This window comes from Microcoleus sp. CAWBG27, from assembly GCF_020883145.1.
Taxonomy (GTDB): Bacteria; Cyanobacteriota; Cyanobacteriia; order Cyanobacteriales; family Microcoleaceae; genus Microcoleus.
Genome location: NZ_JAHREU010000007.1, coordinates 18,750 through 37,429, shown reverse-complemented (window position 1 = coordinate 37,429; position 18,680 = coordinate 18,750). Strand labels below are relative to the sequence as shown.

Sequence of the window (18,680 nt, the reverse complement as noted above, 5' to 3'; positions counted from 1 at the left end):
AGAAACGGCAGTAATAAAAGAAGAGCATTTTGCCTCTTCTTTTTATTAGTGTCTTGGACGAAGTATCAGGTTGTTTTTACCTTGAGTTCGTGTCCGGTCGATTACCATCACAAAAAGGTTTGTAGTGCGGACTTAAGTCCGTAAAAATCTACGGACTTAAGTCCGCACGCGCGAACAAAAAGGTTTGTAGTGCGGACTTAAGTCCGCTTTCCGGAGGCGGACTTAAGTCCGCACTACAAACGAGTCTGATTGCGGTTAATAGATCGGACACGATATGATACTTCGTTCAAACAGCAAGGTGCGATCGATCGCACCCTAGATAATTTTGAGATTTTTGCACAGTTGCAAGCAAGTTGCCCGATCGCCCGAGTCTGACTATGCTACCGTTGCTACCCTATCGAGCATCGGCTGGCGAGTTTTCAAATTAAATCGATATCCGTGGGGGAGGATGTGCAACTTGGCCCCGCAAAGCGCCAAAGCCTCATCCTTCAACAGTCCATCCATATTGTCGTGGAGTTTTTCCGACTCGTCGATGACAGTTACAGCCCCTTCGCCAATGACTTCAACCACGTCACCGCTGACTAAAATAGCTGTATTTTCGTCAATCCCAAATCCCAAGACTGCTGGTTGCAACAAGAGTGCAGCAACTAAGCGTCCCAGACGGCCTCGCTGGGCGAAATGCTGATCGATGACAATTCCTGGCAGGAAACCCATTCCCGGGCCCATTGCTACCACGTCAACGCGAGGATTTGTCTCGGAGTCTCCTTCAATAATCATCATGTCTGGCATCATCGCCGCGCCTGCACTGGTGCCGCCAACGATCGCCCCTTCGGAGTAGCGTTTGTGCATAGCTGCGTCGAGTTTGGTATCTTTCAAGCAGCTAATAATCCGCGCTTGCTCCCCGCCGGTAAAGAATATGCCAGTCGCTTGTTCGATCGCTTCTAAATAATCTGGATTGTCAGCATCTTCGGCTTTCTGGGTATCAACCACTCGCACATCTTCAGCGCCCAGCCGTTCAAACACTCTGATGTAATTATCTCCGACTTCTCCCGGGAGGCTTGTCGCAGCCGTCATCACTACAATGCGGGCTTTAGTGCCTCCAGCGCACCGCAAGAATTCCCGCAGAATTTTGCAATCCCCGTCTTTGTCTTCGGCGCCGCCAATAATTAGCAACTTTCCCTGATTTTCGCTGCCAGCCATACGATCTGCACTCTTAATGAATTGTATTTCAGTGACGTACCCGACTCTGATGCTTCGCATACAGAAGCGGGCTTCCCGTTTCATCCGCCGTTGCCGTTGCTCCCACAAGGAGAACACTGGTCTTACACAGCGTCCACAGGTTTGGATCACTTGTGTGTCCCTTACTGGCAGACTGCATACACAGCCTCCGGGCAGACTCCCTGCGCCCCAAGGAGTTTAATTGTTTTCTGTCCTTGCCGTATGGCTTGCTCATGGCTTCCAGTGACGGTTCGGCTTCCCTAGCGACAATCTTGCTGTGGCAAGCATATGACTGCTACTTAATCCTGTCTGTTCGAGAGGCTAGGCAGGTCAGCGACCTCGCGAGTAGTATATCAGTTTTTCTCGCTTCGTATCCGCTCAATAAATCGGGGTAAATCGCTCAATGATGAGCGTCAAGCATCGCAAAATCGTTCCAAAAGCAGTAGTCTACCCCGAGTTATTGAGCGGATACAGTTTTTCTCGCTTCGTTTGTAGGAGATTGGCAATTCTTCATCGTGCCCAATCCCTTGCTCAAATGCGTTTCGCATCGGTCAAGGGCACAATTCATCATTGCCTTGGCTCTCATCCCGACGCTCATGGCAACGCAATAGAGCGCGGGGCTTCCCGCCGAGGAGCTAAAACATAACTTTTTTGTGTCCTAAAACTGCCAAAAGGTAGAGATCGATACAGAACAAACCTCTGATTTTGATAAGTCTGGGAGGCACGCAACTCAAGCGTTCCGGTTATTTCACTCGAATCCCGGGCTTTCAACAGTTGACAGTTGACAGTTGACAGTTGACAGTTGAAAAGCGAACTCTACCTAAAAGTCTGAGTATTGGAGTAATGAATAGTCTGATTTTAATTTTTCCCTCAAAGGGTTCCGGCTTTCAACCAATTCTTTCTGGTAAGGCGATTTTTGATAAAAAAACTAACCCCTCCTCACACCATGGAGGAGGGGTCAAAAAATGAGTTTACATTACAGGACTTACGCGCGACGGGTCATCAACCCGATTTCTGACTGGAGACTTGACCCATAAACCTTTTATTTTTCGTATCAACCGGGTCGATCGGCGCTTTTAGATTAGTTCGATCGCGAGTTAGTGCGATCGCTCGATCAAATTGCTCAATACTGTACGCGCTCGTTCCAAAGGCAGGTGTCGGGGTTTGCCGTTCCAGACAATCTGATATTCGTTGCTGTGTTGACCGTCACCGTACCCAGAAATCAGCTTCAAGTGAAATGCTTCCTCAGCTAATTGATGAACTTGATCCCTGAGAGCAGTTTGTGCAATCTTCATAATTCTCTGCCTCTTAAATCCTTTTTCACAGTCATAGCCAATTTTAATTGGCTGTGTACCTCTCAAAAGTTATAGCTTTTTTTCATTAGTGATTGATAATTTAGTGATTAGTCATTTAGTCATTAGTCATTAGTATTCGTAATGGGGAATTGGTAATTGGGAATTGGTAATTGGGTAATTCTCCCCCTCTTCGTCTCTATCTTCCTCTCCCTCTCTCTCCCCCTCTCCCTCTCTTTCTTCCTCTCCCATTCTCTCCCTCTCTCTGCAATATAGTGGCGATCGCACCCCATGAGGTATGCCAGATTCTGCGAATGTCAGGATTTGTAAACGGTGGCGTCTGTACCTCCAAAAACCCGATCGAGCCTATATAGCGGTTATCAGAAAGATGAGGTATGTTGTTGGGATGCGAGCCCTATACGTCTAAGCGGTTATACCAGCTCTCAGACGTACCTCATCTTTTTGAGAAAGGCTATATGCGCGAGCGATTACCGATTACCGATTAGCGGACATACCTCATCTGTCTGAGACTCTACAATATATATGCCCGCAGGTAGTATCGAATGCGCCGACAAGAGAGCTAGTGTGATAAGTTAGCTCAAAGGAGGTTAAAAAATGCTGCAAGAAAAAAATACCGAGACAGCCCGGGTTAATGCTCGAAAAACCGATGTTTTTGATATTTTCAACTTCAAACATTACATCGGGCCAAACCCTTATTTAGAAACAGCGGCTTTAGTTTTCGATTTGGCGGTGACGGATGCGATCGCACCACAGCCGATCGCACATTACCATGAAATTATTGGCGATCGCTACCCGCAACTGTTGCACGAAAGCTTCACGAACCACGCTCAACTGTTCGGCCGCACCGCCTCAGAAGTAGCAAAACTCGATATGGGTTTGCACTTCCAACACTGGAACGTCAAACCATTTTCTGGGTTTAGCAGAATCAGCATAGAAGCAATTCACGCCCGCAGCGCCAGAGCCGTAGTTTACGCTGTTTGGGATTGGTTTGAAGCGATCGATCAAAATCAAGATTTCCCGTTAGCAGCACAAATCGGCGCCCTGCAAAATATGTTCCGCCAGTCTGTTTACGGAGGCCCGACAGTTTATTCATTAATGCGATCGGCATCCCAAAAAGGCATTCCCACATTTTATTTGTGGGATGAAGGATTGATGCAATACGGTTACGGTAAAAAACTGGTGCGCGGCTCTGCCACAACTTTTGATTCCGACAGTCATTTAGACTCAGATTTTACCACGCGCAAAGATGATTGTAAAGCTTTTCTTGCTACCTTAGGATTTCCAGTTCCTAAAGGCGATATCGTCTCCACAGAAAACGGAGCTTTGGGAGTTGCGAGAGAAATTGGCTACCCAGTTGCTATTAAACCAGTAGTCGGTCATAAAGGAATTGGCGTCACCGCAGATGTGGGAGATGCAGAGGAATTGCAGGCGGCTTTTAAAAGAGCAGTTAACGCAATTCCCGAAACCTCGCCCGTGCGAGTTATTGTGGAAAACAGCATCAAAGGAGCGGATTTTAGGCTGCTGTGCGTTGACGGCAAGTTTGTTTCTGCAACTGAACGCCGGCCCGCTTGGGTAAGAGGAGACGGCGACTCAACTATTCGGGAATTGATCCGCCGCGAAAACCGCAAACCAGAACGCTTGGACACGCCAACTTCGGCGATGAGCAAAATTCAGTCCGACGAAGCGATGGAAATGTATCTAGAAGAACAAGGGCTGTCATTGGATAGTGTCGTAGAGGGCGATCGCACTGTATCTCTGCGGAAAGTAGCCAATCTTTCCGCAGGTGGCGTCAGCATCGATGCTACTCGCACCATTCACCCGGATAACATTGTTTTAGCTCAAGATATCGCCCTGCATTTTCGGTTAACTTGTTTGGGGATTGATGTTGTCACAGAAACTCTCGCCAAATCTTGGAAAACTGGGAATTTTGGGATTATCGAAATCAATGCCGCGCCGGGAATTTTTATGCACCTCAACCCGGCTGTCGGAGAAGGGGTTGATGTGCCTTCACATATTATTGATACTTTCTTTGATTCTGGAAAATCAGCCAGAATTCCGATTATTACGTTCAACCGAATTTCGGTACACGAACTGCAAGAAACAATCGACCACATTTTGTTGCAACATCCTGATTGGACAATCGGTGCTGTTTGTCGCTCTGGACTTTTTGTCAACCGTTCTGAAAAGGTTTTGCATAAAAATTACAATCTTAATGTGCAAACTTTGCTGCGGAATCCTAAGCTCGATTTGTTGATTGCTGAATATCCCGAAAATGTTTTGGAAGCTGAGGGAATGTTTTATCAGGGCAGTAATATGGTGGTGCTGGACAATCCGGGGGAAACAGAGATGATTTTGCTCAGGGAAAGCACTGATGATGATACTGTGGTGGTGCGGGAAGGCAATAGTATTTCTATCCGCCGCCAAGGTTTGATCGAACAGTACAGTCTGGAGGATGGGGAACCGTTTACTCGGGTGTATTTGAAGGAAATTGGGACTATTTTGTAAGGTGCAAATTGCTACTTGAGTAAGGTGTGGGTTGCAGACAATTAAATCAACACAAAGGTGCGAATTGTTACTCGCACAAAGTAATAAGTGCACCTTCGTGTTGACGGTTAAGTGCAAATTGCTATTTAGGCAAGGTGTGTAGCGCCCACTCAAATTTAAAAATCAAGTGCGAATTGCTACTTGTGTAAGGTGCATTCGGCGCACTATACTGAGGTAAGGTAATTATCATCTTGTCGTTACCAAACTAATATTTTCGCAGAAACCGACTTTATGAAGATAAATTCATATTTGTGCGATCTTAAGTTTTGAGACAATCTTGTTTCTGCGCTGTCGATCGTGTTATCAAGGAAACTGGGTTGAAAACCCAGTCCTTCTAGGATGGCTTTAATTATAAATCTTTGTTGCACTTGCGAGCCAATCTTGTACTGAAAGATATAGGATAACGTGGGAGGTCAAACCATGCTAGTTTTTGAGTTTAAAGCCTACGGGAAATCAAGTCAGTTCACGGCAGTAGATGAAGCAATTCGTACAGCTCAATTTGTTCGCAATAGCTGTTTGCGCTATTGGATGGACAATAGAAAAATAGATAAGTACGACTTAAACAAATATTGTGCGGTACTGGCGAGTGAATTTCCGTTTGCCGACGAACTTAACTCTCAAGCAAGACAAGCCAGTGCTGAAAGAGCATGGTATGCTATCTCCCGATTCTATGATAACTGCAAAAAAGGGATTCCCGGTAAAAAAGGATATCCGCAATTCCAGAAAGATTGTCGCTCAGTTGAGTATAAATTAACTGGATGGAAACTGGCCCAAGATCGGAAGTCGATTAAGTTTATCGACAAAAAAGGAATTGGCAAGCTCAAACTCAAAGGAACACGGGACTTACACTTCTACCAAATTAACCAAATTAAACGGGTGAGATTGGTGAAACGGGCTTCGGGCGTATATGTTCAGTTTTGTGTTGATGTTGACCGAAAAGAAAACATAGTAGAACCGAATGGTAATAACATCGGCTTAGACGTTGGGTTGAAGGAATATTATACCGATTCCAATGGGGTAATGGTTGAAAACCCCAAGTTCCTCCGAAAAGGTGAAAAAGTTCTTAAGCGTTGTCAACGTCGAACATCAAGAAAACTAAAAGGTTCAAAGAACAGAGGCAAAGCCAGACAGGTGTTAGGAAAACGCCACCTCAAAATAAGTAGGCAACGTAAAGATCATGCAATCAAACTTGCACGGTGCGTAGTTCAATCTAACGATTTGATAGCTTACGTAGGCGCTTCGCCGTGCCGAAGGCAGATTTGAGAATTAAAAATATGGCAAAAAATCACTGTTTGGCTAAGTCGATTAATGATGCTTCTTGGTATCAGTTTCGTGTCTGGCTTGAATATTTTGGCAAAGTATTTGAGAAAGTAACAGTTGCGGTAAATCCGCAATATACCAGCCAAGAATGCTCTAGTTGTGGTACAATTGTCAAGAAAACACTATCTACTAGAACTCACGTTTGTCAGTGTGGTTGTAGCTTAGATAGGGATTTCAATGCAGCTAGAAATATCCTAAGTCGAGGATTGGCTACCGTAGGGCATACGGGAAGCTTTGCATTAAATGCAAGCAACGCTTTGGGAGATGAGTCCTCTACTGCAAGCTGGAGAAATCCTGCATCAGCAAGTCATGTCGTAGATCAAAGAATCCCCACGCCTTCAGGCTGGGGAGTGTCAACAAGGAAATTCAGAACTATTTAAACGAATCGCACTCCGGTGCCAAAAACTCTGGAAATATGAATGTTGCGAGCAATTGGTTTAATTTAGTAACGAAAAGTTTACAGTCGTATCGCCGCTACATTCCAGCAGCGTTGACTCTTTGCACGGGTGCCGGCTTGTCATTGATAGCGGCTGCCGTTGTCTGGAATTGGGAAAATCAGCGGATGGCAGCAGAATTTCATCAGCAAGCCGATCGCCTGAATGCGACATTACAGCAAAGCATCAACAAAAACTTAGATTTTCTGTACTCAATTCAAGCATTCTACAGCGCATCTGCTGAAGTTAGCAGAGAAGATTTGAGGGAATTCGTTCAACCGGCACTGTCCCGAAATGCTGCCGTCTTTTCTGTAAACTGGGTTTTGCGCGTCCCGGCTGCGGACAAAGCAGCTTACGAACAGACAATTCGAGCCGAAGGTTTTCGGGCATTTCAAATCTACGAGCGAGATGCTGACAAAAAGCCTGTGCCAGTAAAAGCGCGATCGGAATATTTTCCTGTCACGTACAGAGAAGCCCTGGAAGCAGATACAAAATCACTGGGTTTCGATCTGGCTTCCAATCCCGAACGCAAAGCAGCTTTAGAGAAGTCGGTGAATACCGGGAAAATAGCTGCTTCGGGGAAGATTCAATTAATCAAGAACGATCGACCTGGAGTGCAACTATTTCTGCCAGTACCTGGCCGCGCAAGTTCTCCAGATAACTCGGCAAACAGCCGCGAAAACCTCAGGGGAGTGATTTCAGGTGTGTTTCAGATTACCAATATGGTCAATTTTTATTTAGAATCGCTGAATTTAGATCACATAAATTTTTATCTCTATGACAATTCAGCTACAGGGAAAGAACGCTTTCTGATGCGGTACGACTCGCAAACCAAGCAGTTTATAGATAATGCAGAACTAGAACATCCAGAGTTAACTAATCTCCGGCAACCTATCTGTGAAAATAAGAGTGCTTGCACTCGCACATTTAACATAGCAGACCGCCAGTGGATGCTGCTAGTTTTGCCGGGAAAGGGGTACGATAGTCTGAGCGCCCATGAGGGTTCGCTGGCAATTGGCGCGATCGGGCTTTTGATGAGTGGCAGCTTGACGGCTTACCTGTTGATGTCTCTAGGACGTACAGCCAAAGTAGAACACCAAGTGCGCGATCGTACAATTCAACTAAAAGAGCGCACCGCTGAACTAGAAACGGCACTGACAAATTTACAGTCAGCGCAATTAAAACTAATCCAAACTGAAAAAATGTCCAGCTTGGGGCAGTTGGTGGCTGGAGTGGCTCACGAAATTAACAATCCTGTCTGCTTTATTTCTGGCAACCTGAGCCATACAGGCGAATATACTCAAAACTTGCTGGAACTTGTGAAAATATACCAGCAGCAATATCCCAACCCAACGCCAGAAGTACAAGGAAAACTACAAGAGATCGATTTGGAATTCATTAGTGAAGACTTGCCTAAACTCCTAAAATCGATGAATGTAGGAGCCGAACGCATCCGCCAGATTGTGCTTTCTCTACGAAATTTTTCGCGTTTGGATGAAGCTGAAATGAAGTCGGTCGATCTTCACGAAGGCCTTGACAGTACCTTGATGATTTTGGACGGTAGGCTGAAAGCTAACGGTGATTTTCCCGGCATTAAAATTATCAAAGAATACGGCAAATTGCCCTTGGTGGAGTGCTGGGCAGGACAATTAAATCAGGTATTCATGAATATTTTAAGCAATGCCATTGATGTTTTGTATGACGGCGAAAAAAATAAACATTTAATCGCAAAATTTTCCTCAGAGTCGCCTTTTTTACCTACCATTGTGATTCGCACTGAACTTTTAAGTTATAATTGTGCGTGCGTGCGGATCGCGGACAATGGAGCGGGCATGACGGAGAAGGTAAAACAACGTTTGTTTGAGCCGTTTTTTACTACCAAGCCTGTAGGCAAAGGTACCGGATTGGGATTGTCGATTAGCTATCAAATAGTGGAAAAACATCAAGGTTCGCTCAGGTGCGTATCGGCTCCGGGAGAGGGAACTGAATTCTGGATTGAGGTACCCGTGCGGCAACAGCCCGAGCAATCAGTTGCTAATATTTCATCAGCGGTACGCGTCAGTTGACAGTTGACAGTTGACAGTTGACAGTTATATGGCGGTGCCAAGAGTGCGGGCCCTCTTAGGAATGAGAATTAAATAACTTACAATTTTTATTGTTATTGTGGGATGGGCGGGAGAACCCGTTCTTTCTAGACGGGCGGGACGCCCATCCCACAAATATGTATAAATTATTTAATTTGCGATCCTTAATTGACAGTTGACAGTTTAAACAATACCGATGCAACCGGAAACGATATTATTAGCAAGCACATCCTAATTTACATTTAAGTATTACCCAAAACCAATATCTGGGATTTTACCCGCGACAATTTATCATTGTACTAAGGCCTGATTACCAATTACTAATTACGATGTCTTTACAATTTATTAGCATTCCGCCAACCACCGATCGCAAACCAGTCGCTTTAATTGTCGCTTTGCACGGATGGGGTGCTAATGCTCGGGATTTGACTGCGTTAGCACCGGCGTTTAATTTGCCGGATTATCAGTTTGTGTTTCCCGACGCCCCGTTTCCCCATCCTCAGGTAATGGGTGGCAAAATGTGGTATGACCTAGCAAACAAAGATGCTGAGGGATTGGTAGAAAGCAGGGAATTGCTGAAGGAATTATTGCTGTCTTTGGAAAGCAGCACGGGCGTGCCTTTGTCTCGCACGATTTTAGGTGGCTTTTCTCAAGGCGGGGCGATGACTCTGGATGTGGGCTTGACTTTGCCCCTAGCGGGTTTAATTTGTTTGAGCGGTTATTTGCATTCGTCGATTTCACCAGTTGCTGGGATTGCTTTGCCACCTGTTTCGATCGTGCACGGTACTCAGGATACTATTGTGCCCGTTAGTGCGGCGGTGCGATCGCGCGAGAGTTTGACTGCTTGGGGAGCACCGGTGCAGTATCGAGAATTTAACATGGGACACGAGATTATCCCGGAAGTTGTAGATGTAATGCGAAGTTTTGTTGTAGAAACTGTGTCTAAATCTGATTAAAGGCTTAGGATATAGTATGGCGGAAGTCTCGGGCAGGGGAAAAAAATGAAAACTTTAACCAAAGCATCGCGCGATATTGCTGTACTTACTTCTGAGGACGTGGCAGAATTGGCTGTCCGTTTGGAAGTTGACGATTATACAGATCCTTTTGAGGGATTGAATGATTGGCATTTGTTGCGATCGCTTGCCTTTCAGCGGCCGGAGATGGTTGAACCCTATCTCCACCTTCTGGATATGGAAGCCTACGACGAAGCATAGGCTTAAAAATCTAGCTCAAAGTTTCGACGGAATTGAGGAAGAAGTTAGCAGCATATTTTGTTGCGGATTGAACAGATGAGTTATGGATTTTTGTCTGTTTTCATCTCAACTTCTTTCTTGATTCTTTTTTGTGAGAATATGAAACAAGGTTTGTAGTGAGGACTTTAGTCCTTTCATGGATGCGGACTTTAGTCCTCACTACTAACCAATCTTATCAGGTTTGTAGTGAGGACTTTAGTCCTTTCATGGATGCGGACTTTAGTCCTCACTACTAACCAATCTTATCAGGTTAGTAGTGAGGACTTTAGTCCTTTCATGGATGCGGACTTTAGTCCTCACTACTAACCAATCTTATCAGGTTTGTAGTGAGGACTTTAGTCCTTCATGGATGCGGACTAAAGTCCTCACTACTAACCAATCTTAAATCCAAATAATATTATAAGTAAGTCGTATTTTATCTAAAATATAAAATCCTATGGTGAAAGGTAGACGAATTTTAATCGGCGTTAGTGGCGGGATTGCGGCTTACAAAGTTTGTGAAGTAGTTTCAACTTTAGCAAAAGCTGGATCTGAAGTTAAAGTGATTCTGACTGATGCAGCCGGGGAGTTTGTCACGCCTTTGACTTTTGCTACTCTTTCCCGCCATCCTGCTTTTACTGACAAGGATTTTTGGCAAGCAAATCACGGCCGCCCGCTGCACATTCAACTGGGAGAATGGGCGGAAGTTTTTGCGATCGCTCCCCTGACTGCTAATACTTTGGCTAAGCTGGCGGGGGGTTTTGCTGATAATTTGCTGACTAATACTGTTTTAGCTTCTACTTGCCCAATTTTGCTGGCGCCGGCGATGAATACTGATATGTGGGAACAGCCTGCGGTGCAGCGGAATTGGCGGGAAGTGTTGAGTTATCGGCGCTATCATGCGGCGAATCCGGGGGCGGGAATGCTGGCGTGCGATCGCGCGGGTGTCGGTAGAATGGCTGAACCTCATGAGATTTTGCCTCATATTGAGTCGCTGTTGTATGCTAAGGGCGATCGAGATTTAGCCGGTAAGCGGGTGTTAATCAGCGCGGGAGGAACCCGAGAACACCTCGATCCGGTGCGGTTTATCGGCAATCCTTCCACCGGCAAAATGGGGATTGCTTTGGCGCAAGCTGCACTGCATCGTGGCGCGGCTGTGACGCTGGTACACAGCATAACTGGGGAATTGCCGCTGTCTGGTGTACGGGCGATCGCAGTTACCAGCGCCGAAGAAATGCGGCAGGCGATGCTAGAATGCTTTCACGATGCCGATTTGACGGTGATGGCGGCGGCGGTTGCGGATGTCAAACCAGTCGATCGCAGTAATGAGAAATTGCCAAAGCGATCGCTCCCCAATTCTTTACCGTTAGCACCCGTAGCCGATATTGTGGCAGAGTTGGGGAACTTGAAGCAGCCGCACCAAAAACTCATCGGCTTTGCAGCACAAACTGGAGATATTGTCAAGCCTGCGGTGGAGAAATTGCGGGCTAAGAAGCTGGATGTAATTGCCGCAAACCCGATCGATCAAATAGGTGCAGGTTTCGGCAGCAATACCAATCAAGCAATATTAATTAATGCCGCCGGCAAACAAGTAGAAATCGCACTTTGCAGCAAGCTAGAAATGGCTCACCGACTGTTAGATTTTGTAATGGATACGTAGGGGCGGGTTCACCAATAATATTTAATACCCGCAAACAATTTATATAAACCCGCCCCACACAACAGATAACCTACATTAACCTTTACTTCGATGGAAATGAAGCTGCAATCTGCTATAAATTTGCTGGTTCCGGGCATAATTCTGATTCTACAAAAGTCGTTGATTCCGACTCGGCCGGCAACTCAATATTTGCGATCGTAATTTCTAGTTTAAATCCCAACGCTTCGAGCAATTCTACCAAACTGTAAATTTCCGAACCGCCACTTTCAGTCAGCATCCGATCGAGTTTTTCGTGAAGTTCTTTTGCTGACTCCGAAAGAGCATTCATCCTGATTCTAGCCTCAATCACATTTCTGATGGCATTTCTCAGGAGTGCGGGTTCAGGGTCTTTTTCTTCCAAAATAGCCCAGATATAGGCAGCAGCTTCTTCCGGCTCTTTGAGAGATTCAATTAGGTACTCGCGGTAGCTATGACTTGTCGGTGCTTTCACGTTTTTCATAATCTTCCCAGTATACTATAGCTTGTCGAATGTCTTGTTCTTGAGTGCTTTTATCTCCGGCTACTAGGATGACTACAATTGTCAACCCAACTTGTCCGAAGTAGACGCGGTAGCCCGGCCCATAATTAATTCTGAGTTCAAAAACTCCTTCTCCTACTGACTTGACATCTCCGAGATTGCCTTGTTGAACTCGGTCAAGCCTAGACTTGATTCTAGCTTTGATATTCCGATCGCGCACGGAATCAAGCCACTCGTCGAAAGGAAATTTGCCATCTGATGTACCGTAACTTGTAATTTCCCTGGGTTGTACTTCCATAATTTTATCTTAATTCTTGGCCAATTTCTATCATAAACGCGATCGCCACCGCCTTCCCCAAGCAAATCATACTTAAGACAGAGGCATTCGATCGCCTTTTAGGTAAACCTTGTGCAGGAAAGAAACTTTGATTAAAACAGGGAATTGTGAATGAACTTAAGAGCGATCGCACAAACCAATCTACTATTCGGCAGCTTGATAATTAGTCTCGGATTGCAAACACTTCCAGCCGCAGCCGCAGTCACCGACGCCCAAGTTTCCGCCCTCGTAGAAGCCCTGCGACAAGCCGCGCCGCCGCAAACCGCAAATGACGGAATGTACAGTCAGTGGCAAGTTTTACCGAATAATATTTCCCGTTGGGCAAAATTCTGTACCAAACAAGATTTAACACCGCAACAATTTGAAGCCGACACCACAAAAGCCAAAACAATTGTTACCTGTATCGTGGGCGATTTGCTGCGCGACGAATACAAAGCTAGCAGCAACAATGAATTAACCGCTATCCGCCGCGCCGCTTGCTGGTGGATGACAGGAGAATCCGCAGCTTGCAAAAGCGGCGCCACTGCCACTTATGCGGATAAAGTCGTCAGCGTTTACCAGCAGCAGCGGGCTAAAAAGTAACGTTTGTGCTGGCGGAATTTAGATTTTTTTGACCGCAGATGGACGCAGATGGTTTTGTGCTGATGGACAGATTAGAGCAATTTGATATCAAATTCAATTATCCTATAAGCGCCAAAGATTCTTGAGAACATTAATCTGCTCTTTCTGTCGTCGAGCGATTACTTCTGGCGTCCATTCCTGTTCCCGCAGCACTTGAGTAGTAAGTGCAAAGGGTGAAACACCTGTTTTAGTGGTGAAATACTTCTGTTTTTTCACATCAAAATCATAATTTTGTGCCAGAGTGTTTTTCGCACAAGATAGTAAAACTAAGTTGCCAAGACGATGTACATATTGAGCGTGCTCTTGCTGATTAGCAAACCACTTCATCCACTCACTATTAGCACCTGGATTTTGGGGAAGTACGTGCTCGACAGTAATGTTGGAGAAGTTGTAAGATGCTTCGCCTTCTGACAGAGCAGCATCTAAGCGCACCAAAACATAACGACGAATTTTTGGCATTAGGTAAAGGTCACTATCGAGGACTCTAAGGATATTGTTTGACTCTTCAGGAGTAAACTGAAGCGGTGAATAGGAATTGAATAAATCTTCCTCTTGCTCAATAGCAGTAAGCAATCTACTGTAACGTTCTATGCGCTCATTAATATTGGCGCGGACAATCATTAAACCTGTGGCAAGGCGGTCTAAATCTATAAAGAAACGCACCAAATTATCGGGGTTATGACGGTTACGGTTGCGAGATAGGTAGAGAATGGCAGGTGGTACCCAGTCAAAATTATCAATTTTGTTTAACCATTTAAATAGTTGATTAATTTCCTCTGCACGCGCCTCGCTTTCATAGGTTGAGTTGTAAATGTCCGAAAAAGCCTTAGCATAAGGAACTAAAATTTCATCAATGAATTGCTGAGGCCCAGCCGCAGGATTGATGTTTTCTTGAAACTCTTTAAGCAATACTCCGGACAGTTTTAGATCTAATCGAGTATGTCAAACCCTTGATGGCTATAGGGATGAGTATTTTTTCAATCTTTAGGTCTAGCCCTGAGTTTCAAAAAAACATTAAAAATGCCAGGGCTTGCACTGCAACGCTTACAGAGCCGTTAAAAAACTGTCCGAAGTATTGTTTAAGGATACTCTTGCTAAGTTTTTTCTTTTCCTTAATCATGCGAATATGAGAAAACAAATCTTTGAATAACTCGCGTCCCAGATTCTCCTCGGTATCTTCCCACTTTTTAGTATATTTTTCTTGTTGGCTTTCCGGTATTTTTCCGATAATGTCGGCTTTCAAGATATCAGTTATGGAGAGATCCAATCCCCTGTTATTCAACACAGAAAATATCCGATACGCCGAGTCAAAGTCAGGCGTAGAAACCACTACTAAGTAGCACTGGGTAATGATGAACTGGGCAAGACGTATATGCTGGGATTCGGCGAGAGTCTGCAAACGTTGCAAGAATAAATGTGCATTTTCTTTAATAAGCTTCTGACTATCCATCAGCTCAGCAGTGTTTAATTCTTGGAGCTTGTTAATACCACCTTCATTTTGAATATATGTCTTGAAAAAGTCTGCATCTCGCTCGCGCAAAGTCAGACGGTAACGATTAGAGATATTCGCGATTAAGCTGCCTTTTTGGTATAGATAAGTGGTCAAGTCATTGGCGTGTTCTGTTGGCAATGATGCCCTGAGAGCAGCTAGTAGTATGGTGAGAGTCGTTAGACGTTGCTGACCATCTACAATTTCAGCGGCTGGCTGCTCCGATTTGATCAAAACAATACTGCCTAGAAAGTAGGGGTTGAGTTCATCAATCGTCTCATTACCATCTCCCAAGAATGTTAGCAGGTCTTCCAGCAGTTCCCCAGCTTCCTCCTTTGTCCAAGCATAGGGACGCTGGTAGAGGGGAATGGTGAACATAAAGTCATCGCTAAAGATTTTTTTAATCGGATGTTGTTCACCCTTGATGCTGACACGGTTCATGCTTGGTTCCTCTGTTAGGTGTGCTTGGTAATTGCTTCCCGAAAGTCAATTTTCCCTATTGCTAGAATACCATGCTCAAGCTTGGAAAGGCGAACTCTCAACTTAGCCTGTGCAGGCTGGTTCCATTCGTCGCGCCGCAGATGTCAATCTGCGGCTGAATCACCCATTTTCTGCCTGACTTCTCATCAACTTTTGCACGCTACCCAACGCCCGATTTAATTCGTAACTCTTTCTTTCCGAATTTTGCAAAAAAGCCTGCTGTTCTTCCTCAATCATCAACACATCTTGCCGCACCAAACCATCTAATAACTTTTGAGCAGCACCAAAACAACTATCTTTGATAAACTTGCGAAACCACACAGGCAATTTGTGCAGCCGCCAAAACGCATTTAATGAGGTAAAATGAATTAAATAAGCGCGAGTTGCTGTCTCGCTTACCGGGCAAACCAAGCAGTAAATCTTAAAGTCGCTTCCCAATGTTGAAACCCAGTGCGGGTAAACATAACTCACATCAAGCGGTTCCGGGTGCAGTCGGCGCAGAGACTTAAAAAATAACTGGGAAATTGACCAAATTTTATCTATTTTGTAATAACTTTGTGCTTGATAGCGAGCTGTTACTTGATGCTCGTCTTCTGCCAAAGTATCTAATACTGGATTTGCCCAAGCTTGCCAATCATCGTGCAAGTGTCCGTGGTACATATCCATCAAGTTTTCAATTAAAAATGAATAGTGCGCCTGACAGTCGATGACTGATACTGTGGCAATATAATTGAGATCTTCCCACTCGGGCAAATCCAATAAATCTATTTTTTCGGATTGGGTTTCGTCGCCGGGAAACAGCCAGATAAAACCGTTTTGCTCCTTGACTGGATAGGAGCGAATTTTGCAGTTAGGTAGCTTTTGGTTTTCTGCTAAATAATCGACTTCCGCGCATTCTCCGCTTGCATTTAAACGCCATCCGTGGTAGGCGCATTCGATTAAATCGCCTTTAACTTTGCCGTGGCTGAGTTTAACTTGTCGGTGCGGGCACCTATCTTCTAAAGCGTTGATTTTGCCTGCACTGTCGCGGAAAAGCACGATCGCCCGATGCCACAAGATCGCAGCTAGGGGCTGACTCTGTACCTCTGTGCTGCGGGCGACTGCATACCATTGCTCCAAATTAATGCCCAACTCGCGGATGTGAGTTTTTTGTATCCTTGCAGATACCGATTCGATCGCATTATTTTGCATTACAAATTTTCCCAAATTACGCCCATAGAACAACCCAATCTTACAAAATAACAGCCGGGAAAGCAACGACCGTAAATTCTTTTAAATCTCCCTTCTGACAAATACCTGTCGCTCGCTAAATGCTTCAACCAGCTTGGCGACAATCTAAATTTCAACAATCTTGAAGCATCGCGAAATCCGTATTTAGAACAATCGGGAATAAAATTTCTGATTGCACCTATGATGTAGCCGAGGGTGGCTGGTGTTTCGACTTCCGAGACATTATCTAAAAAGACAATTTTACCCTGGCGGTTTAACAAGTTCTTAATGCCTGAGAGGGCGACGGGTAGGTTGGGTAGGTGGTGAAAAGTGGCGGCACTAACTATTAAATCAAATTGGCGATCGAACGCTAATTGACTGGCATCCATTTGGATGTATTCGATATTGGGGGCTGAGCGTTTTTGACTAGCAATAGCCAGCATTTTTGCTGATAAATCTACCGCCACTACACGCTCGTAATACTTAGCTAATTCCCAAGCCAGAATGCCAGAACCGCAGCCAATATCTAATGCTGTACCTTTGTTGGAAGACAGATTTTTAGTAAAAAAATCGTTCTGGCTTTCCAAGGTAGCAGCGAAATCGTATTCTGTTGCAAAATCATCAAACGTTACAGATTTATTGGGAATTTTCCAGTTACTCTTCAGCATCTATTCTTGCTTTATACTCATTCAACATTTTACCCGCAGATGCACCCAAAGCCACGCGGATGTTTTTTTTCCCAAGCTCTGACTTTTCTCCTCAGCGAAACCACACCCACAAACCGTAACTCATCTGAATTGCTAGTAATATTACCAACAAACTCAGGAGAGCGATCGCTCCTAATCCTCCGAAAAGACCTACAATTAGTGTCACAACCGCCGCAGCTAACTTTAAGGCAGGACTCCATATCGGGTGAGCGGGTTCGTCCTCATCTCGGCGCAAAGTGGTTTCCAGGAGAGCAATCACAGCCAAAGAAATCGCTAAAGAACCGCAAATTAAGCACTGCACGTTCAAAGGGAGCACTGTTGCTTTCGAGGCAATCATATTGTTGATTCCCGCCGCCGTTGCTGTCACCGACATTACCAACGGCATATGCAAATATCCCCAAGTAAATACCCAACCAGTTGCAGGTTTTGGAGGCCTGCGAGCGACAAAATCAAAGTATATCCACCAGATACCGAAAGTTAGCGTCATTCCCAGAATTCCAGTGATGGCATCGGCAAAATCAAAGTGTTCTTTGGCGGCCAATCCTTGAACTACGCTGACTACGGCTTCCCCCAAAACGATAATCATAAATAGTCCGTATCTTTCGGGAAGTCTGGAACTGCTAAATTGGGGCAGTTTTGCTTGGTGTTTGACGGTAAATATCGGGGTATTGATATCGATAAATAACCCAATTACCCACAAGATAAAACGTGTTGGGGGAGGTACGAAAACGGATAAGATAAAAAAGGCGATCGAAATACTAGAACCCATGACAAACCGTTTCGCAGTCGGGCGGAAACTCGGTTCGTGGTAGCCTGCCCGCCACCAGAGAACAGTTACAATCGATCGCGCAAATACGTAAGATAAGGCAAAACCCACAGAGGTTTCTCCTAAACCGTGGTGGGAAAATACCGCCAATCCCGCTACAGACAAAATTAGGAGAAATGTAAACAAGCGATTTTCAATTCCTTCTGTCTCAAACCGCTCGTTATAGTAAGTTGCACCGATCCAAACCCACCATGCGGGCAAGAATAGCAATGTGTATTTGCCCGCGCCTGCCCAAGAAACATCGATCGCCAAATTGTGCGACAATTCGGCAATAACTACTACGAATACCAGGTCAAAAAACAGTTCCAGCCAGCTAACTTTCCGGTGCAAGTGCTGTTCTTCGTCGGTGCGGATTTGCGGTTTTTGCCACCAGATTCTTTTAGCCATAAACCAATGTTTTGTGTGCTAATTTTACTCGAAATAAAATAAAAAGGTTCGTAGTGAGGACTTTAGTCCTTCTATGGATGCGGACTAAAGTCCTCACTACGAACAGTTTTTGTTAAGGTTCGTAGTGAGGACTTTAGTCCTTCTATGGATGCGGACTAAAGTCCTAACTACGAACCAGTTTTTGTTAAGGTTCGTAGTGAGGACTTTAGTCCTTCTATGGATGCGGACTAAAGTCCTAACTACGAACCAGTTTTTGTTAAGGTTCGTAGTGAGGACTTTAGTCCTTCTTTTCCTGAGGACTA

General features: G+C 45.0%; 16 protein-coding genes and 1 pseudogene. 8 read left to right on the top strand and 9 right to left on the bottom strand.

Annotation, left to right across the window (positions count from 1 at the left end; translation table 11 throughout):
• Positions 1-249 precede the first annotated feature (249 nt).
• Positions 250-375 (top strand): hypothetical protein, encoded by a 126-nt coding sequence (locus tag QZ938_RS06205; protein ID WP_293149661.1) that lies wholly within the window; start codon positions 250-252, stop codon positions 373-375.
• Here the strand turns inward: QZ938_RS06205 and QZ938_RS06200 are convergent, their stop codons facing one another.
• On the bottom strand, positions 376-1,200 hold the full coding sequence (locus QZ938_RS06200; RefSeq protein WP_293149676.1) for a cyanophycinase: 825 nt from the start codon (positions 1,198-1,200) through the stop codon (positions 376-378).
• Positions 1,201-2,315: 1,115 nt separating this feature from the next.
• The gene (locus tag QZ938_RS06195; RefSeq protein WP_293149664.1) at positions 2,316-2,513 is read right to left on the bottom strand and encodes a hypothetical protein; all 198 of its coding nucleotides are present in this window, start codon (positions 2,511-2,513) and stop codon (positions 2,316-2,318) included.
• A 612-nt stretch (positions 2,514-3,125) separates the two neighbouring features.
• Between QZ938_RS06195 and QZ938_RS06190 the strand changes: the two genes are divergently transcribed.
• From QZ938_RS06190 to coaBC, 6 genes and pseudogenes are all read left to right on the top strand, one after another.
• Positions 3,126-5,036: an acetate--CoA ligase family protein gene (locus tag QZ938_RS06190; RefSeq protein WP_293349704.1), complete on the top strand. Its 1,911-nt coding sequence runs from the start codon at positions 3,126-3,128 to the stop codon at positions 5,034-5,036.
• Positions 5,037-5,495: 459 nt separating this feature from the next.
• Positions 5,496-6,713 (top strand): annotated as a pseudogene (locus QZ938_RS06185) (RNA-guided endonuclease InsQ/TnpB family protein).
• Positions 6,714-6,810: 97 nt separating this feature from the next.
• Positions 6,811-8,895, top strand: a complete 2,085-nt coding sequence (locus QZ938_RS06180; RefSeq protein ID WP_293149668.1) for a CHASE domain-containing protein — start codon at positions 6,811-6,813, stop codon at positions 8,893-8,895.
• A gap of 347 nt (positions 8,896-9,242) precedes the next feature.
• The gene (locus QZ938_RS06175) at positions 9,243-9,869 is read left to right on the top strand and encodes an alpha/beta hydrolase (protein WP_293151427.1); all 627 of its coding nucleotides are present in this window, start codon (positions 9,243-9,245) and stop codon (positions 9,867-9,869) included.
• A gap of 45 nt (positions 9,870-9,914) precedes the next feature.
• Positions 9,915-10,127 (top strand): DUF2555 domain-containing protein, encoded by a 213-nt coding sequence (locus QZ938_RS06170; protein WP_096830400.1) that lies wholly within the window; start codon positions 9,915-9,917, stop codon positions 10,125-10,127.
• 475 nt (positions 10,128-10,602) lie between these two features.
• A complete protein-coding gene (coaBC, locus tag QZ938_RS06165; RefSeq protein ID WP_363318787.1) occupies positions 10,603-11,805 on the top strand; it encodes a bifunctional phosphopantothenoylcysteine decarboxylase/phosphopantothenate--cysteine ligase CoaBC in 1,203 nt (400 codons plus the stop codon).
• 112 nt (positions 11,806-11,917) lie between these two features.
• Here coaBC and QZ938_RS06160 read toward each other — a convergent pair whose 3' ends face one another.
• Entirely contained in the window at positions 11,918-12,304 is a 387-nt protein-coding gene (locus tag QZ938_RS06160; RefSeq protein ID WP_293151422.1) for a transcriptional regulator, read from the bottom strand.
• Positions 12,273-12,620, bottom strand: a complete 348-nt coding sequence (locus QZ938_RS06155) for a type II toxin-antitoxin system RelE/ParE family toxin (protein ID WP_293151419.1) — start codon at positions 12,618-12,620, stop codon at positions 12,273-12,275. The genes QZ938_RS06160 and QZ938_RS06155 overlap by 32 nt, the downstream gene beginning before the upstream one ends.
• Positions 12,621-12,770: 150 nt before the next feature.
• On the opposite strand from QZ938_RS06155, the gene QZ938_RS06150 reads away from it, so the two are divergent.
• Positions 12,771-13,241, top strand: coding sequence for a hypothetical protein (locus QZ938_RS06150; protein ID WP_293151416.1), 471 nt, complete (start codon positions 12,771-12,773; stop codon positions 13,239-13,241).
• Between the two features lie 102 nt (positions 13,242-13,343).
• Here QZ938_RS06150 and QZ938_RS06145 read toward each other — a convergent pair whose 3' ends face one another.
• The 5 genes from QZ938_RS06145 to QZ938_RS06125 form a co-directional block, all read right to left on the bottom strand.
• Positions 13,344-14,189, bottom strand: coding sequence for an HNH endonuclease family protein (locus tag QZ938_RS06145; protein WP_293349701.1), 846 nt, complete (start codon positions 14,187-14,189; stop codon positions 13,344-13,346).
• A gap of 94 nt (positions 14,190-14,283) precedes the next feature.
• The gene (locus QZ938_RS06140) at positions 14,284-15,210 is read right to left on the bottom strand and encodes a DUF262 domain-containing protein (protein WP_293349698.1); all 927 of its coding nucleotides are present in this window, start codon (positions 15,208-15,210) and stop codon (positions 14,284-14,286) included.
• Between the two features lie 159 nt (positions 15,211-15,369).
• On the bottom strand, positions 15,370-16,440 hold the full coding sequence (locus QZ938_RS06135) for an aromatic ring-hydroxylating dioxygenase subunit alpha (RefSeq protein ID WP_293349695.1): 1,071 nt from the start codon (positions 16,438-16,440) through the stop codon (positions 15,370-15,372).
• A complete protein-coding gene (locus QZ938_RS06130) occupies positions 16,440-17,126 on the bottom strand; it encodes a bifunctional 2-polyprenyl-6-hydroxyphenol methylase/3-demethylubiquinol 3-O-methyltransferase UbiG (RefSeq protein ID WP_293151407.1) in 687 nt (228 codons plus the stop codon). The genes QZ938_RS06135 and QZ938_RS06130 overlap by 1 nt, the downstream gene beginning before the upstream one ends.
• 91 nt (positions 17,127-17,217) lie before the next feature.
• On the bottom strand, positions 17,218-18,378 hold the full coding sequence (locus tag QZ938_RS06125) for a low temperature requirement protein A (protein ID WP_293151404.1): 1,161 nt from the start codon (positions 18,376-18,378) through the stop codon (positions 17,218-17,220).
• Positions 18,379-18,680 lie beyond the last annotated feature (302 nt).